Raw genomic sequence first — 22,322 nt, 5'->3', positions numbered from 1 at the left:
GGAGGGGCCGGGCGATCGGCTCAGGAATATGCCAACTCGAACCAGGTGACCTTGCCGTCCCCGCGGAGCTGGACGCCCCAGTCGTCGGCGAGGGCCTCGACCAGGAACAGGCCGCGGCCCGAGGTGGCGAACTCAGCGGCCGGCTCGCGCCGGCGGCCCGGCAGCCGTGGTGTGCCGTCCTGGACCTCGATCCGCAGCCGCAGGTCCGCCGTGAGCACCGCGTCGAACACCGCGCCGTGGGTGGTGTGCACCAGCGCGTTGGTCACCACCTCCGACGTCAGCAGTTCGGCGGTGTCGGCGAGTTCGGGAACACCCCACTGTTCGAGTGCGCCACGCAGCCGGTGCCGGACGGCGCCGACCGCGACCAGGTCGGCCGCGTCGAGCGGGAGGTGCAGCCGCCGGTGCAGGGCGCAGCCGGGGGCGGACACCCCGCGTACGCCCTGGTCGGCCGGGTCGGCCGCCCTGGCGGGGCCGGTCTGCCCGGCCGGCCCGCCACCGGGCGCCGGGAATCCGACCGCGTCACCCGGCGCCGACCGCGGCCCCGGATCCATCCGTCGCCACGACCCTGAATCCGTCCGCTGCCGCGGAAACCGCGCCTGACCGTCCATCACCACACGCCCCCGCCTTCGCACGACGCCCGTGCCGGAGTCCCCCGCCGGCCGGGCAGCCTCTTACCGACACTCATCCTCATGCCCAGCTGCGGCGCTTTGCAACAGTGTGCGTCCGGTCACATGGGGTGAAAGGGGCTCGAACACCGTCGCGTGATCCGATCCCCGGCCTCGGACAGGTTTGCGAGACGTAGGGCCCTCCCGGTCGCCGTCCGCCGCGCCCGTCGATCCGCTACGGCAAACGGGTGGACCGGTGGACCGCCGCGCGCGGACCGGGGCGCTCGCTCCGGCGCGGCGGCTCCCGCGCCGGGGGTGAGGGGGGAACGCTGATCGGACGAGGCCCGGGCGCGGCGCGCGACCTCCGCCCGGGCGGGCCGCCCGGGGCGGCGCCAGGCTGGAGGGAGTGCGGCCGCGCCCCGGCGAGGCTGGACAGGGCGGCCCCGTCCGGGTTCAATGAGCCGGGGATGTTTGAACGCCGTTCTAACTTTCCCGGGCCGGACCGACCGGCCCCCGCCGGCCCGCCCCGGCACACCGTCGACCGCTAGCGAGGAACCGTGCGACTGACCCCCACCGAGCGGGACCGGCTGCTGATCTTCACCGCAGCCGAGCTGGCCCGCGCCCGCCGCGCCCGGGGCGTGCGCCTCAACGTGCCCGAGGCGCACGCACTGATCGCGGACGCCGTCTGCGAGGCGGCCCGCGACGGCCGCCGGCTGGCCGAGGCCATCGAGGCCGGCCGCAGCGTGCTCACCGCCGAGGACGTCCTGCCCGGCGTACCGGACGTGGTCACCGTCGTCCAGGTCGAGGCCGTGTTCGACGACGGCACCCGGCTCGCCGTGGTCGACGACCCGTTCCGGGGAGCGGGCTCCCTCGGGGACGGCGCCCCCGGCGGTGCCCTGATCGGCGCGGGCGAGGGCTACGACCCGGTGGAGGAGACGGTGGTGCTGGCGGTCCACAACACCTCGGCCGTCCCGATCTCGGTCACCTCGCACTTCCACTTCTTCGAGGCCAACCCGCGCCTCGCCTTCGACCGGGCGGCGGCCTACGGCACGCACCTGGCCGTCCCGGCCGGGTCCTCCGTCCGCTTCGACCCGGGCGCCACCGTGGAGGTCGGACTCGTCCCGATCGGCGGCCAACGGGTGGCGATCGGCTTCGCCGGCCTGGTCGACGGCCCGCTGGACGCCCCCGGCGCCAAGGAGGCCGCGCTCGGCAAGGCCCGCGCGACCGGATACCTGATCAGCTTCGACGACACGGAGGTCGAGTCATGAGCGAGCGTTGGGGGCACCCCCGGCCCCGGACCCGGGCAGAGCGACCGGACGGAGCCGCCCGGCGGTCCCGCCCCGCCGGGTGCGGCGAGGTGGGAGCATGAGCGCGATCACGCCCCATGACTACATCTCGGTGCACGGTCCGCGGGCCGGGGACCGGATCCGGCTGGGCGACAGCGGCCTGATCGTACGGGTCGAGACGGACTCGCAGGAGCCGGGCGAGGAGTTCCTGGCCGGCTTCGGCAAGACCGCCCGCGACGGCCTGCACCTGAAGGCCGCCGCCGTCCGCGACACCTGCGACGTGGTGATCAGCAACGTCCTGGTGATCGACGCGATCCAGGGCATCCGCAAGACCTCCATCGGCCTCATCGACGGCCGGATCGCCTCCATCGGCCGCGCCGGCAACCCCGACACCCTCCACGGCGTCGACGTCGTCGTCGGCACCGGCACCACCATCGTCTCCGGCGAAGGCATGATCGCCACCGCCGGCGCCATCGACACCCACGTCCACCTCCTGTCCCCCCGCATCATGGAAGCCTCCCTCGCCTCCGGCGTCACCACCGTCATCGGCCAGGAATTCGGCCCCGTCTGGGGCGTCGGGGTGAACTCACCCTGGGCCCTGCGCCACGCCTTCAACGCCTTCGACGCCTGGCCCGTCAACATCGGCTTCCTCGGCCGCGGCTCCTCCTCCGACCCCGCCCCCCTCATCGAGGCCCTCGCCGAGGGCGGCGCCTGCGGCTTCAAGGTCCACGAGGACATGGGCGCCCACACCCGCGCCCTGGACACCGCCCTGCGCGTCGCCGAGGAACACGACGTCCAGGTCGCCCTGCACACCGACGGCCTCAACGAATGCCTCTCCGTCGAGGACACCCTCGCCGTCCTCGAAGGCCGCACCATCCACGCCTTCCACATCGAGGGCTGCGGTGGCGGACACGTCCCCAACGTCCTCAAGATGGCCGGCGTCGAGAACGTCATCGGCTCCTCCACCAACCCCACCCTGCCCTTCGGCCGCGACGCCCTCGCCGAACACTTCGGCATGATCGTCTCCGCCCACGACCTCAAGACCGACCTGCCCGGCGACGCCGCCATGGCCCGCGACCGCATCCGCGCCGGCACCATGGGCGCCGAAGACGTCCTGCACGACCTCGGCGTCATCGGCATCACCTCCTCCGACGCCCAGGGCATGGGCCGCGCCGGCGAGACCGTACGCCGTACCTTCGCCATGGCCGGCAAGATGAAGAACGAACTCGGCCCCCTCGACGGCACCGGCTCCTACGGCACCACCGCCCACGGCGACGACAACGACCGCGTCCTGCGCTACATCGCCAAACTCACCATCAACCCCGCCATCGCCCACGGCCTGGCCCACGAGGTCGGCTCCCTCGAGATCGGCAAACTCGCCGACATCGTCCTCTGGCGCCCCGACCACTTCGGCGCCAAACCCCAACTCGTCCTCAAAGCCGGCTTCCCCGCCTACGGCGTCACCGGCGACCCCAACGCCTCCACCGACCGCTGCGAACCCCTCGTCCTCGGCCCCCAGTTCGGCGCCCACGGCGCCACCGCCGCCGACCTCTCCGTCGCCTTCGTCGCCCGGGCCGCCACCGACAACGGCGACGAAATGCCCACCCGCCGCCGCCGCGTCGCCGTCCGCGACACCCGCGGCATCGGCCCCCGCGACATGGTCCGCAACGCCCGGATCGGCGACGTGCAGGTGGCCGAGACCGGCCTGGTCTCGCTCGACGGCTCCCCCATCCGCTCCGAGCCGGCCGACAGCGTCTCGCTCAGCCGCCTGTACTTCCTGTGAGCCCGTACCTCCAGTGAGCCGGCGCCCCGCGCGACCCGGCACCACCCGCCGTCCCTCCCCCACCGCTTAGGATCCCACCCTCATGACCACTCCCGCCGTGCTCGGCTACCGGATGCCCGCCGAATGGGCCCCGCACGACCGCACCTGGATGGCCTTCCCCACCGCCAACCAGACCTTCGACAGCGCCGAGCACCTGCACGCCGCCCGCCTCGCCTGGGCCGAGGTCGCCAACACCCTCGTCCGGTACGAGCCGGTGACGCTGGTCGTCAACACCGGTGAGAGCGAGGACGCCCGCAGGTACGTCGCCGAGCAGGTCGAGCTCGTGGAGCGACCGCTGGACGACGCCTGGATGCGGGACATCGGCCCGAGCTTCCTCATCGACGGCAAGGGCGGGATCGCCGCCACCGACTGGGTGTTCAACGGGTGGGGCGCGCAGTCCTGGGCGAGCTGGGAGAAGGACCGGCACGTCGCGGAGGCCGTGACCGGCCTGGCCGGCGTGCGGCGCTTCGCCTCCCGTCTCATCAACGAGGGCGGCGGCATCCACGTCGACGGCGAGGGCACCGTCCTGGTCACCGAGACGGTCCAGCTCGGCGAGGGCCGCAACGCCGACTGGACCAGGGAGGAGGTGGAGGCCGAACTGCACGCCCAGCTGGGCACCACCAAGGCCGTCTGGCTGCCGCGCGGACTCACCCGCGACTACGACGAGTTCGGCACCCGCGGCCACATCGACATCGTCGCCTCCTTCGTCCGGCCGGGCGTCGTGGTCGCCCACGTCCAGCCCGACCCCTCGCACCCCGACCACGAGGTCTGCAAGGACCTGGTCACCATCCTGCGGACCTCCACGGACGCCGGTGGCCGCACCCTCCAGGTCATCGAACTCCCGGCCCCGACCGTGCTGTTCGACGAGGACGACGAGCCCGTCGACTACTCCTACGTCAACCACTACGTCGCCAACGGCGTGGTCGTCCTGTGCGCCTTCGGCGACCCGCGCGACCAGCAGGCCGCCGACATCCTGGGCGAGGCCTACCCCGGCCGGACGGTGGAGCTCGTGGACGCCCGCGAGATCTTCGCCAACGGAGGCGGCATCCACTGCATCACCCAGCAGCAGCCGACTGCCTGAGCCACCGTCAGGTTCGTGCGGGACAGGGACGGGATCGGCTTGACCCTGACCCGCGGGTCAGGAGTTAGCGTCGGCGCACTCCGGCGGCCGCGGGCCCACGGCCTGTCGTCGCCGGAGTGCGCCGACGCTGTCCCGAGCCCGCCCAGGAGACGACCGTGACCGAAGCCCTGCCCCGTACGTCCCGCGAAGTCCGACTCGCCACCGTCCCCGAGGGGCTGCCCGGGAGGGAGCACCTCGCGGTCGTCGAGACGCCCCTGCCCGTGCCCGGGGCGGGCCAGGTCCTGGTCAGGAACCGGCACTTCCTGGTCTTCCCCGGCCTGCGGACGCTGATCGGCGGGGAGGTCGAGGGCGTGCCACTGCCGCCGCTGCGCAGCGGGGACGTGCTGTTCGGGCCCGCCGTCGGCGAGGTCGTGGCCGCGGCGGCGGGGAGCCCGCTGCGCATCGGCGACATGGTGTCCCACCTGCTCGGCTGGCGGGAGTACGCCCTGGTCGCCGCCGCGGACTGCACCCCGCTGGACGGCACCCTGCCCGATCCCGTCGCCCACCTCTCCCCCGGGTCGGCCGCCTACGGCGCCCTGACCCGGCTCGCCGAGGTCCGCGCGGGCGACACCGTCCTCGTCACCGGCGCGGCGGGAGCCGTGGGATCGCTCGCCGGGCAGATCGCCCGGTTGCTGGGCGCCGGAAGGGTGATCGGCACCACCGGCTCGCCCGCGAAGGCCGACCGCCTGGTTGCCGAACTCGGCTACGACGCGGTCCTGCTGCGTGGGGGCGAGCCGATCGCGGCGCAGCTCGCGAAGGCCGCGCCGGAGGGTGTCGACGTCCTGGTGGACACCGTGGCCGGCGATCAACTGGTCGCGGCACTCGGTGCGGCCCGGCAGGGCGCGCGGTTCGTCCTGGTCGGAACGCTGTCCGGGCAGCTGTCGGCGCAACTGGCCGGTGGCAGCGCACCGGTGGAGATCGACGCCTTCCGCCTGGTCGTCAAGGGCGTCTCGCTGCGCGGATACAGCGGCGCCGACCACCCGGACGTGGAGCGGGAGTGGACCGGCCGCTTCGGCGACTGGCTGCGCTCCGGAGAGATCCGCTTCCCCCACACCCGGATCGCGGGCATCGATCGCGCGCCGCAGGCGTTGCAGGAGATGATCGAGGGCAGGCACTTCGGCGCCGTCGTCGTGGAACCGTAGGGAGTTGTGGCGCCGTCGTCGTGCAGTCGCCGGGCGTCGTGACGCCGGCGGTGGCTGCGCGGCACCGGCCGGGGGCGGTCCACGGCGGAGTTCGGGGAGCGGGGGACAGCATGCGGATCGGCGACGCGGCAGCTGCGGCCGGGGCCACACCGAGGGCGCTGAGGCTCTACGAGCAGCGCGGACTCCTGCCCCCGCCCGTCCGGACGTCCTCCGGGCAACGGGAGTACGGGCCGGGCGAGATCGCCCGCGTGCGGGTCATCCGCGAGCTGCTGGCCCTCGGGCTCACCATCGAGGACCTGCGCGGCTGCGCCGACCGCCTGCACCTGCTCGGCCAGGACCCGCCGCCCCGGTGCGGCTCCGTCGAACCCGGCTCGCCCGGCTCCGGGGTCGTCGGCCGCAGGCTGGCGGCCCTCGACGCCGAGATCGACCGGCTGGCCCACCTGCGCGAGAGCCTCGCCCTGCACGCCTCCGGCGCTCTCACGCGGCGGCCCTCCGGAACCGGTTGACCGCGACCGCTGCGGCCGGTCACAAGCACTCCTCCTCCGGCCCCGGGATCAGCCCGCTCTCGACGGCGGACGTCCGGGTGTCCGGCTCGGTCGGTCCGGCTCGTTCACCGGCGGCGCCCGAGGTGCACCGGGCGAGGACGAACACCGCGCTCGCGGCGACCAGGAGGATGCCTGCGGCGGTCAGGATGCGGAGCCACATCACGGGGGCCTCTCGGGTGCGAGTTCAGCTGCCGTTGATGGGTATCGGCTGATCCGGCCCGCAGGTCAAGTGGCTTACCAGGGGTAAGTGTCGCGGGATGATCGGGCTCGCCAACCGGCCGCCCGGCCGCTTTTCGGGCGGGCGCCGACCGGCCCGGATCGGGCGGCCGCGAGCCGGGTTCCGGGCCGCCCCGACGGCCGCCCGGGCGGTGGCGAGGCGGGCCGGGCAGCGCCGAGGCGGACGGGGTGACGGACGGCTCCCGTTCCGCAGGCGATGCCGGGGCCGGGACGCCCGGGACGCCGCGGGGGCCGGACGGGGTGACGAGCGGGGGCCGCCGCGGTCAGCGGGACAGGCCGAACACCGGGTTCCACTCGCGGACGGCCGCCACCTCGACGCCGGGCGTCCTGTAGTACGGGTCGGCGTCGAGGATGAGCTCCAACTCCGGTCGCTCGACGTCGAACAGCAGCAGGGCGCCGGTGTCCCCCTCCCAGGGCCCGGCGGCGATCAGCCGCCCGTCCGCGTGCAGGACGGCCAGCTTCTCCCGGTGGGCCGGGCGCGCGGCGAGACGTTCCGGATCGAGTGTGAGGGCGAGTTCGACGATCATCATGGTGCCGACGGTACCGCCTGGCCCCTGAACAGCCGGTTCACCGGCGCGGAGGGTCGGGCGGGTGTCGTCGCGGCGGTCCGCGGGGCCGTTCCGTCAGACCTCGGACGGCTCCTGTCTGCGGGCAGCTCGGAGCGGCGACCCACGGCCATCGCGTGCGAGGCCGGCTTCGTTCAGTGCCGGCAGAGCTCGCAGAAGCGGTCCAGGGCGCGGCCGGTGCGGCGGCGGTGGTCGGCGGTCGGTGGTCGGTGGTCGGTGGTCGTGAGATCGACCAGGAGCCTGCGGTCGCCGGCGCGCACACCGTGCTGACCGTCGGGCCCGATCCGGCATCCACCCACGCGTTCGGCTCGAACCTGAAGGACCGCACCACCTGGGTACCGGCCTGCCAGGGCGGTCCTCCGGCGCCGGCCGTGCCCGCCGTCAAGACCGGGCGGCGCCTCCACGGAGCGCGAGGTCGGCAGACCGGGCCACGTATCGTGAGGGTCGACCGGCAGCAGGAGGAGAACACACCATGGCGGACCCCCGGCCGCGCCGCCCGGCGCGCCCCCGCGAGGAGGTGTTCGCCGTCGCGCGGGCCGCGATCGCCGAGCACGGGCTCGCCAAGCTGACCATGGCGGGCCTCGGGAAGCAGCTCCAGATGAGCGCCGGCCATCTCCTCTACTACTTCGGCAGCAAGGACCAGCTCCTGCTGGAGACACTCCGCTGGAGCGAGGAGCAGCTCGGCAGCCGTCGGCAGGCCGCGCTGGCGCGCTCCGAGGACGACGTGTGGGACCGGCTCTCGGAGTACCGGCGGCTGTACCTTCCCGAGGGCCCGGGCGACCCCCGGTGGATCCTCTGGGTCGAGGTCTGGGGGCGCTCGCCCGCGAGTGCGGAGATCCGGCAGGGCCAGCTCGACATCGAGGGCCCCTGGCAGGCCGACCTGGTCGCGCTGATCGAGGAGGGGACGACCTGCGGGGCGTTCACCCCCGGACCGGCGAACGACCGGGCCGTCCAACTCCGCGCGCTGCTGGACGGCTTCGCCGTTCCGCTGGCGATCGGGCTGCCCGGTGCCCGCCGCACCGAGGCGCTGGCCCAGACGGCCGCCGGCGCGGCGGCGCTGCTCGGCCGACGCTGACCGGCCCGGCGGAGGCGGCCCAGGGGTGACGGGGCCCGGGGGCCAGGCGGCGGGCCCGCTCGTGGATCACTCTGTCCAGAGTGCGGCGGCCGTCCGGTCGTCGGCATACCCCTTGGCCCGGACCTGCACCTGACGGAGGAAGTCGACCGTACCCGGCGGGTGGGGGTGCGCCCAGTGCGAGGCCAGGAAGTGCGCGACGGCGGGCTCGTCGGCGATCGGCCCGGCCAGGCCGGGCGTGCAGAGCACCAGGATGTCGCCGGACGTGGCCGGCACCAGCCGGAACCGGAAGGGACGGGGATCGGGCACCGCCTCGGCGGGCACCGGCGGGTGACCGTCCGGGTGGTGCAGCAGGCGGGCGGCGTACGCGTCGATCCAGTGGCCGGAGCGAAGCAGGTAGAGACCACCCGGCCCCACCCCGAACGCCGCGCGGTAGGCCGCCTCCGGGTCCAGGGAGAGCAGGAGGCAGTGCAGCGATCCCGGTGGGGGCTGCTCGGGCCACTCGTCCCGGGTCTCGGCACCGGGCGGCTCGGGAGCGTCGGTGAGGAGGGAGTGGGCCTCCGTGACCGGCACGGGGGTGTCCGTGACCAGGGCGCGCAGCGGCGCGCAGGCACCGGTGGCGAGGCGCTGCAGGCCGTAGCGGAGCCGGTCCCGGGCGCCCGCACGAAGGTCGGCGGCGAGTTCGGCGCGGCTGCGGCCGACGGCGGAGGCGAGCTGTCGGCAGGCCTCGGCGGTGGCGGCGGCCACCTCCTGGGGGGCCGGTTCCCGCTGCCCCTCGGTACGGCCGTAGCCGCCGAGGACGGCGAGGAGGAGCCCGTCGGGGCCGTCGCCGAAGCGGGTCACCAGCAGGCTGTCGCGGCGGGGTTCGCCCCGGTGGCGGGCCGAGTCGCCCCGGACGGAGGCGGCCCGCAGGGTGGCCGACGCGTACTGCGCCCCCTCCAGCGCGGTGTCGGGGACGATCACGCCCAGCGCCTCCGGATCGGCGGCCGGGACGGCGGTCGGCTCCGGGCCGTAGGTGGGCGGGCGCTCCCCCACGTGCGGCGGCGCGGGCGCCGCCGGTTCGGCGCCCCCAGCGCGGCCTGCCGGACGGACGGGGACGGCCGGCACGGGAGGGGCCGACCTGACGGGAGCGGGCGGCACAGCGGGAGGGGCCGACCTGACGGGAGTGGGCGGCACGGCGGGAGGGGTGGATCTGACGGGAGTGGGCGCCCCGGCCGGAGCGGGCTCCTCCGAGGAGACGGCGGGCGCGGGTTCCGCCGCCGGGACGACCGGGCCGGCGAGTACGGGAACGGTTGCGCGGCCTTCGGCCGGGACCTCGGCCGGCGCCCCGTCCGGCACCGCGTCAGGCGTTACTTCCGGGATCCGCTCCGCTGCGGGGACGGTACGGCCGGCCCAGAAGGGTGCCGGGAACCTGTGCGTCTCGTCCGGCCCGACCGGTTCGACCGGCGCGGAGCTGCGGGCACCGACCGGCCTCCGGGCCGCGTCCGACGCGGGCGGCTCAGGCGCGGGCGCGTCAGGCACGAGGGGCCCGAGCACGGGCGGCTCAAGCACGGGCGGCGCGGCCGACGCGGCTGGCTCCGTCTCGCGCTCGGCGGGCACCGGCCCCGGGGCACTCCCGCTCGGCCGCTGCACGCCGATCACGCCCAGGGCGGTGTCGAACCAGTCGTCCAGGCTTGGCCGGTCGACCGCCGCCACCGGCGGTGCTCCCTCGGCCGCAGGGTCCCGGGGCCCCGAATCCGAATCCCGCGGAGCCGAATCCCGGGGCCCCGAATCCCGCGGAGCCGAATCCCGCGGAGCCGAATCCCGGGGCGCCGGGTCGGCCTTCACCGTCGCCGGGCCCGCCTGCGCCCGCTCCGCGTCCACCCCCGCCGTCTCGGCGCCGGCCTGTGCCCAGATCCGCGGCGACCGGTCCGCGCTCCCGTCGGCCGAGCCCGTCACCTCGGCGGGCACGCCCGTCTCGGCGGTGCGCTGAGCCCCGATCAGGCCGGCGGCGGTCGCGAACCAGTCGTCGACGCTGCCCTCCCCCGCCACGGCGCCCGGCGTGTCCGGGAGGGTGCCGGCCGGCCCCTCGTACACCGCGTGCCACCAGTCGTCCTCCGGCCGGTGCTGGGCGGGTGCGCCCTGGTTGCTCATCTGGCGACTCCTGGTCGGTGCTTGCCGTCCCCCGGCGGGCGCGGCGGCTCTGCCGAGCGGGCTGACCGCGTCCCGGACTCGACGTCATTCTCCCCGTGCGCACCGACGGTGTCCGGCATTCGGGGACAACGCCGCACCGATCGGGGGACCCACGGGCGCCCCTGATGACGAACCGGGCCGAAGGGGCCGGTGGGCATCCGACGTGTACCGCCGTGCCGCAACCGCCCGTGTCCGCTGTCGGTCCGGGGCCGCCCACCGGTCGGTCGCCGGAGGTGCCGTGGGAGCCGACACCCGGGCTCCCGGGCGGGGGCGTACGGAAATTCGGGGCCCGAGGGGGGCATCGCTTCACTCGTTCGGCTGATTAATATGTGCGCATGACCGCGTCGGCGCCCAGAGCACCTCGGCCGGGGAGGGCCGCAGCCGCGGGCCGCCCGGTGGGCGCTCTGTGGTCGCTGCTCCTGGTCGGACTGCTCACCGTGCTCCCGTGCGCCGCCAGCGCCCAGGCCGCCGCAGGTGAGGCGGGCGCGCTGCTCGCGCCGGCCACCGGACCGGTCGGCCCGCGCGCCACCGCCCCCGGAGCAGGCACCGCCGACGCCACGCCGACCGGAACCGCCGCCCCGCGCGACGCGGCCCCGACCGGGCGGGCCGCCGCACTCGCGGCGACCGTGGCCTCGGGCGCCCCGCACCACGGACAGCCGGCCGTCCGGTACGCCGACGAGCGGCCGGACCACACCTGGTGCTCGGCCCTGGACGGCCTGCCCCGGAACAACAACGGGTGCTCCAGCCACCCGTCCTGTGCCCAGGAGTCGCAGCTTCCGAACGCCCCGCCGCAGCCGGTGCCCGGCACCCTGCCCCGGCTGGTCACCGTGGACGCGCTGCCCGAGACCCCGCGCCCGGGCACCCCGGTCGCCCACCGTCTCGCGCCCGACCTGCACGAATTGCAGATCCACAGATCCTGAGCGGAACCCACCGCCGGTCCGCGCCCGCACCCACGGGCGATCCGGGCCGACGGCTCCGCGCCTTCCTCCATCTCTCACGCCGTCGTGCCCAGAGCGCACGACGGGGACAAGGACATCTCCATGGGTTCCGCCTCGAAGCAGTCGAGCAGCTCGAACAAGCCGTCCGGCAAGCAGACCGGCCTGGACCGCCGGGCCCGGATCGCCGAGCTGCGCGCCGAGGAGCAGCGTCGCGACCGCCGCAACAAGGTGATCGCCGGGGTCGTCGCCGGTGTGGTGGTGATCGGCGCGGTGGCGACCGGCACCTGGATCGTCACCGACGCGAACCAGAAGAAGAAGGCCAAGGCGGCCGCCGCGGAGGCGGCCGCGAACAAGCCGATCGACGGCGTGAAGACGTACGACAACCTGACCCGCAACCACGTCCAGACCAAGGTCACGTACGGCCAGACGCCCCCGGTCGGCGGCGACCACAACCCGGTCTGGCTGGACTGCATGGGCCACGTCTACGACCAGCCGGTGGTGAACGAGAACGCGGTGCACTCGCTGGAGCACGGCGCGGTCTGGGTCACCTACAACGCCAAGGCCACGCCGGACGACATCAAGGCGCTCTCCGACAAGGTGCAGGCGACCCCGTACTCGCTGATGAGCCCCTACCCGGACGAGCCGGGCACCATCACCCTCAGCGCCTGGGGCACCCAGCTGGTGCTGGACAGCGCCAGTGACCCGCGGGTGGGCGAGTTCTTCTCCAAGTACGTCCAGGGCAAGCAGACCCAGGAGCCCGGCGCGTCCTGCACCGGCCCGCAGTGACCGGGGGCGACGCGATGAGCTCCGAGCGGAAGACCCCGGCCGAGCGGTCCTCGGACGTGAGCGACCCGCGGATCACCTCCGCGCGGCGCCGCAAGCTGTGGTGGCCGGCGGCGCTGGCGGCGGCGGTGGCGCTCTGCCTGGGCGTGCCCGCCCTGGTGGCGAGCGGCACCAGCAGCAGCGCCTCCGGCACGGTCGCGGTCGCTCCGGCGGACGGCTCTCCCGAGGCCGGGTTCGCCCGGGACATGTCGGTCCACCACCAGCAGGCCGTGGACCTGTCGTTCATCGTCCGGGACCGGACCGCCGACGTGCCGGTCCGCAACCTGGCCTTCGACATCATCAACACCCAGGCGAACCAGCGCGGGATGATGATGGGCTGGCTCGACCAGTGGGGGCTGACCCAGTCCTCGGCGGCCAAGCCGATGGCGTGGATGCAGATGGGCCACGCCTACCAGGCCCACGACGGCTCGCTGATGCCCGGCATGGCCACCAACACCCAGCTCGACAAGCTGCGCGGCCTGAGCGGCCGGGAGGCCGAGGTCTACTACCTGCAGCTGATGCTGGAGCACCACAAGGGCGGGGTGGCGATGGCGCAGGGCTACGTCGACCTGGCGAAGAACGAGTCGGAGAAGCGGCTCGCGCAGTCGATGGTCATCGGCCAGACCTCCGAGATCAAGCTGATCACGGAGATGCTCACGGAGCGCGGCGCGGAGCCGGCCACCTCCTGAGCACCCGCACCGCACGCGCACCGCACGCGCAGCACCGCACGCGCACCGCACCGGGGTGCGGCGGACGGCCTTCGGGCTACGTCCGCCGCACCCCGGTCCGGTCCCCGCCCGAGGGCCGACCGCGCGGGGCCCTCCCGTCGGTGCCCGTCGGGCCGGGAGCACCGCCGCCGGCCCCGCCGAGGACCACGGCCGACCCGGCGAGCACCACCAGGACGAGCAGCACCGCCCGGCCCCCGAGCGCGGGCCCGGCCAGGTGCACACCGAGGACCGGAAGCGCCGTCCCGAGCGCCGTCCCGAGGCTGCGGACCATGTTCACCATGCCGCCGCCCAGGGCCGAGCACTCCGCCGGCACGGCGCGCATCACCAGGGCGTTGTTGGCCGGCAGCAGCAGACCCAGCCCGGCACCGATCACCAGCAGGGCCACCCCCGGCGGGATCAGCCGCGGGAGCGTGGCCCCGGCCGGGAGCAGCGCGAGCAGGGCCAGCCCGGCCCCGGCCGTCCCGGCGCCCCACCGGCAGCGGGTGCCGTCCGGCCAGTGCCGGGGCAGCAGCCGGCCGCCGAGGGTCGCCGTGAGGGCGAAGGCGGCCGGCAGGAGGGTGATCACCAACCCGGCCCGGGCGGTCGGCAGGCCCGCTCCGGCCAGCATCATCGGGCCGAGGACCAGTGGACAGAACAGCAGCAGGTAGCCGAGCAGCGCGACCACCAGACCGGCCCGGACCCCTGGGGTGCTGACCAGGCCGGGCGCGATGATCGGCCGCTCGGCGCGCTGCTCCCGGCGGGCCAGCGCGTGCCCCAGGACCACCGAGGCGAGCAGCAGCGCGACCGCCGCCCAGGCCGGGACCGGCAGGCCGGAGGCGGCCGAGAGGGCGAGCAGCAGCGTCGCGGAGGCACCGGCGAGCAGCAGCAGCCCGGGGAGGTCGAACCGGCCCCCGCCCGACGCAATCGGCGCACCGGCGTGGCCCGGTGCCTCGGCAGCGGACCGGCCCGGTGCCTCGTGGGACGGCCCCGGTGCGGCCTCGGGCCGGGTCCTGGGGAGCAGGAACCAGCCGGCCAGGATGCCGAGCACACCGATCGGCACGTTGATCCAGAAAGCCCACCGCCAGGACGCGTGCTGGACCAGCAGCCCGCCGAGGGTGGGGCCGAGGGCGAGGCCCAGCCCCTGCGCGGCGGCCTGGACGCCGAGGGCGCCGCGCATCGCCCGTCCGGGCACGCCCCGGGCGACCAGGGCGACGCTGTTCGCCTGCATCATCGCCCCGCCCACCGCCTGCACGGCCCGGCAGGCCACCAGCAGGGCCAGACTCCCGGCGAAGCCCGCGCCGAGCGAGGCGAGGGCGAAGACGGCGAACCCCCACAGGTACATCGTCTTGCGGCCGACCAGATCGGACAGCCGCCCGATCGGTGCCAGCAGGGCGACCAGCACCAGCAGGTACGCCAGCGCGACCCACTCGACGGTCGCCGGGCCCGCCCCGAAGTGGTGCTCCAGGGCCGGGAAGACCAGGGCGGTGATGCTCGCGGTCAGCTGCCCGAGGAAGGCCCCCAGGCAGACGGTGCCGACGGCCAACCAGTGCGCGTACCGCCAGCGGGCGACCCCGCGCGGGCGCGCGCGTTCGGCGAACAGCGGGCTCTCCCGCAGCCGGACGCCGAACGAGGGCGAGGGGAGGGGGCGGTCGGCGCTCATGAGAAAAATATATCTGACACCGAGCTGTTCTGCTGACGACCTTATCGCTCGAAGATCCTCTCTGTCCCCGATGATCTCCCTGGAGGCCGTCCCCGGCGACCGCCCCGACCGCCCCCGGCGCGACCGGCTCCGTGACCTCGCCACCGGACCGCGCCGGGCGAAGCGCTACGCTTTCGGCCATGCCGCCACTGCCCGAACCCGATCCGACCAGCGCCGACGCCCACTCCGAGGCACCCGGCGAGGCTCCGGTCCGCGCGGTGTCCGCTCCGGCGGACCGGACCCCGGCACCGGCGCGCGCGATCCCGGACGACGGAAACGGCGGGCACGACGGCCCGGACCACGACGGCCCGGACCACGACGGCCCGGACCGCGGCACCCCGGACCACCACGGTCCCGATCGCGACACCTCCGGCGCGGGCGCCCCGCTCGCGGTCGAGCGCGCCCGGCTGCTCACCGACGTCGTCACCCGGCTCCGCCGCGCCCTGCGCAGCAGCATCCGCACCGACTACCCGTGGGAGTCGCTGCCGATGGCGCAGATCGAACTCCTCCAGACGCTGGCCGCCGCGCCCCTGCGGGTCGGCGAACTGGCGGCCCGGCAGCGGTTGGCGCCGAACACCGTCAGCGGGCTGATCAGCAAGCTGCTGGAGGCGGGATTCGTCGACCGCCAGGCCGACCCCGGGGACCGCCGGACCGCGCGGATCGCCCTCACCGACGCCGGCCACCGGCAGCTGGAGGACTGGCAGCGGGCGCACGAGCGCAGGATCGCCGACGCACTCGGCAGCCTCTCCCCCACCGAGCGCGAGGCCGTGATGGCGGCGCTGCCGGGCCTGGAGAGCCTCGCCCGGGCACTCGCCGCCCCCGGCCCGGGCACGTCCTCCGCCTGACCCCGCGGCCCGAGTCGCGGCCCGAGCACCCCGTCCGCCCGCCCCCGCGGCCCGAGGGCGGCCCCGACGGACGTCCCCCCGCCGCAGGGCGCGGAACACCGTCGCGCAGCAGGGCCCGGAACAGCGCCCCGGAGCAGGGCTCAGAACAGCGTCGCGCGCTGCGCCTCCAGATCCAGCAGCCGCCGCTTGCGGTCGACCCCGGCCGCGAAACCGGTCAGCGCGCCGCTCGCGCCCATCACGCGGTGGCAGGGCCGGATCACCAGCAGCGGATTGGCGCCGACCGCGCCGCCGACCGCCCGCACCGCCTGGGGCGGCTGGCCGGCCATCGCGGCCAGCTGGCCGTAGGTGACGGTCGCACCGTACGGAATGTCGTCGAGCGCCGCCCAGATCCGCTGCCGGAACTCCGTGCCGACCGGCGCCAGCGGCAGGTCGAAGGCGGTCAGCTCGCCGGCGAAGTAGGCCGTCAGCTGCTCGACCGCCGGCGCCAGCGCCTCCGGGTCGTACTCCCAGTCGTCGGCGGGCTCGGCGAGAGCGCCCTTCTGTCCGGGGGCGGTCACCGTGGCGAGGGCCGCCGGCCCGTCGCCGTCCCGGGAGCCGCTCAGCAGCAGCCGTCCCAGCGGGCTGTCCATCGTGGTGAAGACCGTGGTCATGCCGTTTCACACTCCGCTTCTCGGGCCGACTCCGCCGGCTGTCCGTCCTCGGTCACCGCGGTGCCCGTCGCCGTCGGGTTTTCCACCCCGCTGCACTGCGTGGCGTCCGTCCCGGTGTACGTCGGGGTTTCCACCCCGCCGCACGGCGTGGCGTCCGTCCCGGTGTACGGTGCGGCGTCCGCCGCCTGGTTCGAGGCGAGCACCCACAGGCGGTGCACCGCGTACGAGCGCCAGGGCGCCCAGCCGGTCGCGATCGCCGCGGCGCTCCTCGGATCCCCGGCGGCGCCGAGCCGCAGCAGGCCGTGTCGCACGCCGACGTCGCCCGGCAGGAACACGTCGGGGTCGGCGAGCGCCCGCATCCGGAGGTAGCCGACCGTCCAGGGGCCGATGCCCGGCAGGGCCAGCAGCTGGGCGGCGGCCTGCTCGCGGTCCACGCCGCCGTCCAGCCGGACCGCGCCCTCGGCCAGGGCCGCGCAGAGCCCAGTCAGGGCCCGTTTGCGGGCGGCCGGCATCGCGAGGTCGGCCGGGTCCGCGCCGGCCAGCGCGGCGGCCGTCGGGAACAGCCGGGTCAGTCCACCGCTCGGCGCGGGCAGCGCGGCCCCGTACGTCCCGGCCAGCCGGGCCGCCAGGGTGCGGGCGGCCGCGACGGTGACCTGCTGACCGAGGACGGCCCGGACGGCCAGCTCGTGCGGGTCGACGTGCCCGGGCGAGCGCAGACCGGGCCGGGCCCGGACGGCCGCGCCGAGCAGCCGGTCGGCGCCCAGCTGCTCGTCCACCGCGTCGGGGTCGGCGTCCAGGTCGAACAGCGCGCGCAGCCGGTGGACGGCGGTGGTGAGATCCCGCAGGTCGGCGAGCCGGAGCCGGCAGTCCAGCCAGCCCCGGGTCCGGGACTCGCCGGCCGCCAGACCGTCCACCTCGGCGATGCCGTGCCCGAACGGGAGGGCGAGCGTACGGCGGTAGGTGCGCACCCCAGGCCGGGCGCCGGGGACGACCTCCTCCACGCCGGGGACGGCGCGCAGCGCCAGGAAGTCGATCAGGTGCCCGCTGTCGAGCGCGCCCCGGTAGGCGAGGCGCAGCGCGAGCCCGCCGGCCGGGCTCGCGGTGCGGCGGCCGGCCGCGACCTCCGCCCGCAGGCCGCTGGGCGTGCGGTCGTAGACCTCGCGGACGGTGTCGTTGAACTGCCGGACGGAGGAGAAGCCGGCCGCGAAGGCGACCTCGGTCACCGGCAGCTCGGTGGTCTGCAGCAGCAGTCTGGCGGTCTGCGCGCGGCGGGCGCGGGCCAGCGCGATGGGACCGGCGCCGAGCTCGGCGGTCAGCTGGCGCTGGAGCTGGCGGGAGCTGTACCCGAGGAGGCCGGCCAGACCCGCCACGCCGTCGCGGTCCACCACGCCGTCGCCGATCAGCCGCATCGCGCGGCCGACCAGGTCGGCCCGGTGGTTCCACTCCGGGGAGCCCGGGACGGAGTCGGGGCGGCAGCGGCGGCAGGCCCGGAAGCCCGCCCCCTGGGCGGCCGCGGCGGTCCGGTAGAAGGTGCAGTTGGCGCGCTTGGGGGTCACCGCCGGGCAGCTGGGGCGGCAGTAGATGCCCGTCGAGGTGACGGCCGTGAAGAACACCCCGTCGAAACGGGCGTCCCGGCTGTCCACCGCTCGGTACCGCATGTCGTCGTCGATCACGCTGTCCAGTCTGCGGCACCGCCCGCGTCCCGACTGGCGGAAATCGGACGTTGCCGTCGGCGCGCGCCGCCCGGACGTACGATGCGGGTTTGCGGTCTCGGCAGCGTCGTCCGCGGCACCGTCCGCGTCCGGCGCTCCGCCACGGGGCGGGACGAAGTCATGGGAGCGCTCTCAAAGCATTTTCCGCACCCGATAGGCTGGACCTCCGGACCGCGGCACTCGAAGGGACCACCGGTGACCGAGCAACAGCCCGTCGGCGCACTCCCGCGACCCACCTTGGAATCCGTGGCCGAGCGCGCCGGAGTCTCCCGAGCCACCGCGTCACGGGTGGTCAACGGCGGAACGGGCGTGCGCGAGTCGCTGCGGGCCAAGGTCCAGCAGGCCGTGGACGAACTCGGGTACGTGCCCAACCTCGCCGCCCGCACCCTGGTCACCCGTCGCAACCGGGCGATCGCCGTGGTCGTGGCCGAGCCCGAGAGCCGGCTCTTCTCCGACCCGTTCTTCGCCCAGCACCTGCGCGGGATCAGCCGCGAGCTGTCCGCGGCCGACAACCAGATGGTGCTGCTGCTGGTCGAGGACCAGCAGGACTACGAGCGGGTCGGCCGCTACCTGGCCGGCGGCCACGTCGACGGCGCCCTGCTCTTCTCCCTGCACCACAGCGACCCGCTGCCGGAGATGGCCCGCAGGGTCGGGCTGCCCACCGTGATCGGCGGCCGCCCGGGCTGGCCCGGCGCCGAGGCCGACCGCGAACTGCTCTACGTCGACAGTGACAACCGCGGCGGCGCGCGCCTCGCCGTCCAGCACCTGCGGGCGCTGGGCCGCGCCCGGATCGCCACCATCACGGGCCCGCTCGACCAGACCTCCTCCGTCGACCGCCTCGACGGCTACCGCGACCTGCTCCCCGACGGCGAACCCGACCTGATCGCCGAGGGGGACTTCACCGCCGACGGCGGTGGTCGGGCGATGACGGAACTGCTGGAGCGCCGGCCCGACCTGGACGCCGTCTTCGCGGCCTCCGACGCGATGGCCTCGGGCGCCCTGCGAGTGCTGCGCGAGCACGGCCGGCGCGTGCCGGAGGACGTCGCGCTGGTCGGCTTCGACGACGTCGAGTCGATCGCCGCCTGGACGGACCCGCCGCTCACCACCGTGCGCCAGGACATCGAGGAGATGGGCCGGCTGATGGCCCGCCTCCTGCTGCGCCGACTGGCCGGCCCGGGCGTCTCCGGCCCGACCTCGATCATCATCCCGACCCGGCTGGTGGTGCGGGCGACGGCGTGAGGGGCCGCCCGGGCCCGGGACGCACGGCGGCGGGCCCGGAGTCGAGGACTCCGGGCCCGCCGCCGGCCGGTGGGACGGCCGTTCGGGAGGGTTCGGCGGCGGGTCAGCCGAACGGGATCCGCAGCACCGAGACGCTGCCCTGGGCCTGGCTCGCGCCGACTCGGAGCTGTGCGGTGGCGTTGCCGAGGGCCGGCCACACCTCGACCCGGACGGTGCCCTTGTTCAGGTTGCCGAGCGTGCCGGTGGCCGACTGCAGCCCGGCCGCGGCCCCGGTGTAGCGCTCCCAGCCCGTCACCGGGTCGGTGGCGAAGTAGCGGTAGGTCTCGACCCGGTCGTAGCTGCCGTCACCGGTGAGGTCGTAGGAGACCCTGACCTGCGGGGCCAGCCCGACGCTCGCGCCCGCGTCGACGTACAGGTCGAAGTCCGTCGCGCCGCCCGGCTTCAGCGTCCCGGTGAGGTTGGTGACCTGGTACACCAGCGGCTGGTACGGGGCGCCGTCGTGGTTCAGACCGCCGCCGGAGGCGATCGTGGCGGAGGCCGCCGCCGTGCCGTTGGCACCGGTCAGCGCCCCGCCGGGCTGCAGGTACAGGGTGCCGGTGGTGGCGGGAGCGGTGGCGGTGGCGGTCGGTGAGGCGGTCGGCGAGGCGGTGGGCGACGGCGAGGCGGTGGCGGACGGCGAGGCGCTCGGCGAGGCCGTGGGCGACGGCGAGGCGCTCGCCGTCGGCGACGGGTCGGCGCCGCCGCTGCCGCCGTCCGTGAACGACCCGCGCTCACTGGCGGTGGACCTGGCCGGCACGGTGAGGCCGTAGCCGTCCGAGAACCGCACGACCCGGGAGGCGGTGGTGTAGTTGTGCGCCACGTGCGTCCTGGTGGCGCCGTTCACGAAGACGGCCGCCGTCGGACTGTCGGCGGTGGTCGCCGGGTCGAGGGTGCCGAGGGTCGCGAGGTTGTAGATCCAGTGGTAGGTGTGCGCCTTGGACTCGCCCTCCTCGGGCGTGTAACCGGCGTTCCCGGCGTCCCAGTTCGCCTTGGCGGCGGCCGGATCGGCCAGCGCCTGGAACTCCCAGAGCAGGTCGCGCCAGTCGGTGAACCGGCCGCCGTTCTCGGCCTTCAGCTCCGCCAGGTTGGCGGTGACGACGTCCTGACGCCGGGCCAGGTAGAGCGAACCTCCGGTCACCGGGATGACGTTGATCCCGTGGATCATGCCGGGCGCGGCGGTCCACCAGGTGGAGTACGCGGCGCCGCTGCCCCAGACCATGCCGGCCGTGCCGTGCTGGAAGGAGGCGGGGAAGGTCTGCTTGTCGGCGTTGAACCAGTACTGCTCGACCGTGCTCGCCTCGGTCGTGTAGAGGTAGACGCCCAGGTCGCGCATGGCGGTGTCGCCCGTGGCCGAGCCGTAGAGCACCAGCGCGGACGAGAAGTTGAGGGATTCGGAGGACGACTCCTCGTTGTTCCCGGCCCCGAAGCCCGCGTGGCCGGAGGCCCAGCCGTGGCCGGCGTACGGGTCGAAGTTGCGCAGCAGCGGGAAGCGGGCGTCGTTGCGGTCGGCGTTGGCGGCGTCCTTGGCGAGCACCTTGACCATGCCGCCCCAGGCGGAGTCGGCGGCCCAGGCGGCGTCGTAGCGCGCCACCGTGGCGGCCGCCTGGATGTAGTAGCCGTAGTGGAAGTGGTGGTCGTTGAGCTCGGAGTCGGTGCCGTAGGAGGCGGGGTAGCCGATCAGCGTCTTCCAGACGTTGTCGTACGCGAAGGAGGCCGAGTTGGTCCCGGCGAACCACTCCTGCAGCTTGCCCTTGACCAGCCCGAGCAGCTTGTCGCGGGTCGCCGTGTCCCCGAGCTGGTCGGCGATCGGGATCAGCTGGGAGAGCTGCCCGAGTGCCTTGCCGACCCAGTAGGTGTCGCTGTAGCCCATGAACGGATCCGGCAGGTCGGCCACCGCGTGGAGGTAGCCGGACAGCTTCGCGCGGTCGTAGGAGCCGACGTCCGGCAGCGAGGGCAGGATGCCGTTGACGCTCTGCGTGGTGGTGAAGGACGAGCCCTCGCGGACCTTCATCACACCCTCGGGCGAGGTGTAGCTGAGCGCGGTCAGCGGATCGCCGGTGACCAGCCACTGGTGGCGGTACAGGGCGAGCAGGGTGCCCGTCCCGGCGCCCTCCTGCGGGGTGGTGGTGGCGGTGTAGGTGGTGCGCAGCGTCCCGGCGGTGGGCTGGTAGTCCCAGGCGACCTTGGTGTCGGTGACGAAGTTGTAGGCGTAATTCCGGTAGGTGGCGAGGTCGGCCTGGCTGGGCAGCACCGCGACCGAGTAGTAGTCCTTGGCGCCGAGGTCGGCACTGATGGTGCTGCCGCTGACGGTCCAGTTGACGCCGGTCGGGGCGAACAGCGCGTAGGTGTGGCCGGCCACCGTGATGCCGAGCACGTTGCCCTGGTTCGACCAGACGGCGGGCGCGGAGGCGGTGGTGACCTGGGCGGCGCCTCCGGTGGCGTGGGCGTAGACGTAGGGCATGCCGTGGCCGATGGTGGCACTGAAGGTGCGGGTGCCGTCGGCCCAGTACGGGGTGACGGTCCAGTCCGACCAGCCGTCGACCTTGGTGTCGGGCGAGTTGAGGCCCGCCACGCCGAGCGTGAGGTCCTTGGTGTGGGTGAAGTCGTACTGGCGGCCGTCGGGCGTCACGGTCGGGTTGGTGGGGTAGCCGACCTCCAGACCCGAGGCGCCCGCCTTGAAGGTGTACGGGTTGGCGTACATGTTCTCGCTGTACGGGTTGCCCGCGTAGCGCTGGTAGATCAGCGAGGACCACCAGTCGTTGGTGGGGGCCGCCCGGCCCGCCGTCCTCGGCGTGACCTTGGGGGCCACGGGAGCGCCGTCGGAGTTGCTCGGGCCGACGGTGCCGGCCGGGCGGGCGTCGCGGTACCCGCCGAGTCCGACCGGGACGGTCGCGGCGGAGGCGCTCGCGGTCGCGACGGTGGCGGTCAGCGCGGCGGCGGCTGCCAGGGTCAGCGCGGCCACGGCTGCGGTGGGCCGGCGGAGCTGGCGTAGCGGCTTCATTCGGGACACCTCGTGGGGGTGGGGTGAGTCCGGGACGGTGGCACGGGCGAGAGCCACCGGTGGGGAATCCCCGCAAAGGGCCAGGTGAGAGCGCTCTCAAATT

20 protein-coding genes are annotated in these 22,322 nt (G+C 75.0%); 11 read left to right on the top strand and 9 right to left on the bottom strand.

From position 1 onward, the window contains the following. Window positions 1-20 precede the first annotated feature (20 nt). A complete protein-coding gene (locus OG823_RS26490) occupies window positions 21-551 on the bottom strand; it encodes an ATP-binding protein (protein ID WP_371482413.1) in 531 nt (176 codons plus the stop codon). 611 nt (window positions 552-1,162) lie between these two features. Here OG823_RS26490 and OG823_RS26485 point away from each other — a divergent pair. The 5 genes from OG823_RS26485 to OG823_RS26465 all read left to right on the top strand — a co-directional run bounded on the left by OG823_RS26485 (window position 1,163) and on the right by OG823_RS26465 (window position 6,481). After that, on the top strand, window positions 1,163-1,873 hold the full coding sequence (locus tag OG823_RS26485) for an urease subunit gamma (RefSeq protein ID WP_371482412.1): 711 nt from the start codon (window positions 1,163-1,165) through the stop codon (window positions 1,871-1,873). A 97-nt stretch (window positions 1,874-1,970) separates the two neighbouring features. Further along, window positions 1,971-3,674, top strand: a complete 1,704-nt coding sequence (locus OG823_RS26480) for an urease subunit alpha (RefSeq protein WP_371482410.1) — start codon at window positions 1,971-1,973, stop codon at window positions 3,672-3,674. A gap of 82 nt (window positions 3,675-3,756) precedes the next feature. Continuing rightward, window positions 3,757-4,794, top strand: coding sequence for an agmatine/peptidylarginine deiminase (locus OG823_RS26475; protein WP_371482408.1), 1,038 nt, complete (start codon window positions 3,757-3,759; stop codon window positions 4,792-4,794). Between the two features lie 155 nt (window positions 4,795-4,949). Beyond that, window positions 4,950-5,975, top strand: coding sequence for an NADP-dependent oxidoreductase (locus OG823_RS26470; protein ID WP_371482406.1), 1,026 nt, complete (start codon window positions 4,950-4,952; stop codon window positions 5,973-5,975). Window positions 5,976-6,085: 110 nt separating this feature from the next. Further along, window positions 6,086-6,481: a MerR family transcriptional regulator gene (locus tag OG823_RS26465; RefSeq protein ID WP_371482404.1), complete on the top strand. Its 396-nt coding sequence runs from the start codon at window positions 6,086-6,088 to the stop codon at window positions 6,479-6,481. A gap of 19 nt (window positions 6,482-6,500) precedes the next feature. Here the strand turns inward: OG823_RS26465 and OG823_RS26460 are convergent, their stop codons facing one another. The 3 genes from OG823_RS26460 to OG823_RS26450 all read right to left on the bottom strand — a co-directional run bounded on the left by OG823_RS26460 (window position 6,501) and on the right by OG823_RS26450 (window position 7,583). Next, window positions 6,501-6,680: a hypothetical protein gene (locus OG823_RS26460; RefSeq protein ID WP_371482402.1), complete on the bottom strand. Its 180-nt coding sequence runs from the start codon at window positions 6,678-6,680 to the stop codon at window positions 6,501-6,503. A gap of 340 nt (window positions 6,681-7,020) precedes the next feature. Next, a complete protein-coding gene (locus OG823_RS26455; protein ID WP_371482400.1) occupies window positions 7,021-7,287 on the bottom strand; it encodes a YciI family protein in 267 nt (88 codons plus the stop codon). 170 nt (window positions 7,288-7,457) lie between these two features. Next, window positions 7,458-7,583 (bottom strand): hypothetical protein, encoded by a 126-nt coding sequence (locus tag OG823_RS26450; RefSeq protein WP_371482398.1) that lies wholly within the window; start codon window positions 7,581-7,583, stop codon window positions 7,458-7,460. A 212-nt stretch (window positions 7,584-7,795) separates the two neighbouring features. On the opposite strand from OG823_RS26450, the gene OG823_RS26445 reads away from it, so the two are divergent. Next, window positions 7,796-8,398: a TetR/AcrR family transcriptional regulator gene (locus tag OG823_RS26445; RefSeq protein WP_371482397.1), complete on the top strand. Its 603-nt coding sequence runs from the start codon at window positions 7,796-7,798 to the stop codon at window positions 8,396-8,398. 66 nt (window positions 8,399-8,464) lie between these two features. Here the strand turns inward: OG823_RS26445 and OG823_RS26440 are convergent, their stop codons facing one another. Continuing rightward, entirely contained in the window at window positions 8,465-10,528 is a 2,064-nt protein-coding gene (locus OG823_RS26440; RefSeq protein ID WP_371482395.1) for a hypothetical protein, read from the bottom strand. A 434-nt stretch (window positions 10,529-10,962) separates the two neighbouring features. Between OG823_RS26440 and OG823_RS26435 the strand changes: the two genes are divergently transcribed. The 3 genes from OG823_RS26435 (at window position 10,963) to OG823_RS26425 (ending at window position 13,016) form a co-directional block, all read left to right on the top strand. After that, complete coding sequence (locus OG823_RS26435) at window positions 10,963-11,487, top strand: hypothetical protein (protein ID WP_371482394.1); 525 nt, start codon at window positions 10,963-10,965, stop codon at window positions 11,485-11,487. 120 nt (window positions 11,488-11,607) lie between these two features. Continuing rightward, window positions 11,608-12,291: a DUF3105 domain-containing protein gene (locus OG823_RS26430; RefSeq protein WP_371482392.1), complete on the top strand. Its 684-nt coding sequence runs from the start codon at window positions 11,608-11,610 to the stop codon at window positions 12,289-12,291. Between the two features lie 14 nt (window positions 12,292-12,305). Beyond that, a complete protein-coding gene (locus tag OG823_RS26425) occupies window positions 12,306-13,016 on the top strand; it encodes a DUF305 domain-containing protein (protein ID WP_371482390.1) in 711 nt (236 codons plus the stop codon). Between the two features lie 76 nt (window positions 13,017-13,092). On the opposite strand, the gene OG823_RS26420 is transcribed toward OG823_RS26425, so the two are convergent. Beyond that, the gene (locus OG823_RS26420; RefSeq protein WP_371482388.1) at window positions 13,093-14,694 is read right to left on the bottom strand and encodes an MFS transporter; all 1,602 of its coding nucleotides are present in this window, start codon (window positions 14,692-14,694) and stop codon (window positions 13,093-13,095) included. 179 nt (window positions 14,695-14,873) lie between these two features. Here OG823_RS26420 and OG823_RS26415 point away from each other — a divergent pair, with 179 nt between their 5' ends. Beyond that, the gene (locus OG823_RS26415; protein ID WP_371482386.1) at window positions 14,874-15,578 is read left to right on the top strand and encodes a MarR family winged helix-turn-helix transcriptional regulator; all 705 of its coding nucleotides are present in this window, start codon (window positions 14,874-14,876) and stop codon (window positions 15,576-15,578) included. A 140-nt stretch (window positions 15,579-15,718) separates the two neighbouring features. Here OG823_RS26415 and OG823_RS26410 read toward each other — a convergent pair whose 3' ends face one another. Next, on the bottom strand, window positions 15,719-16,228 hold the full coding sequence (locus tag OG823_RS26410) for a methylated-DNA--[protein]-cysteine S-methyltransferase (RefSeq protein ID WP_371482385.1): 510 nt from the start codon (window positions 16,226-16,228) through the stop codon (window positions 15,719-15,721). After that, window positions 16,225-17,901 carry a DNA-3-methyladenine glycosylase 2 family protein gene (locus OG823_RS26405; protein WP_371482383.1) on the bottom strand — a complete coding sequence of 559 codons (1,677 nt, stop codon included), beginning with the start codon at window positions 17,899-17,901 and terminating at the stop codon, window positions 16,225-16,227. Before OG823_RS26405 ends, OG823_RS26410 begins: the two co-directional genes overlap by 4 nt. A 276-nt stretch (window positions 17,902-18,177) precedes the next feature. On the opposite strand from OG823_RS26405, the gene OG823_RS26400 reads away from it, so the two are divergent. Next, window positions 18,178-19,179: a LacI family DNA-binding transcriptional regulator gene (locus OG823_RS26400; protein ID WP_371484664.1), complete on the top strand. Its 1,002-nt coding sequence runs from the start codon at window positions 18,178-18,180 to the stop codon at window positions 19,177-19,179. Window positions 19,180-19,282: 103 nt separating this feature from the next. Here the strand turns inward: OG823_RS26400 and OG823_RS26395 are convergent, their stop codons facing one another. Then, entirely contained in the window at window positions 19,283-22,219 is a 2,937-nt protein-coding gene (locus OG823_RS26395; protein ID WP_371482381.1) for a glycosyl hydrolase, read from the bottom strand. Between the last annotated feature and the right edge of the window lie 103 nt (window positions 22,220-22,322).

Origin of the sequence: Kitasatospora sp. NBC_00315 (assembly GCF_041435095.1) — a bacterium.
In the GTDB taxonomy this organism is placed as follows: Bacteria; Actinomycetota; Actinomycetes; order Streptomycetales; family Streptomycetaceae; genus Kitasatospora.
The sequence above is the reverse complement of the archived record's forward strand: the minus strand, read 5'-3'. Positions and strand labels throughout refer to the sequence as shown.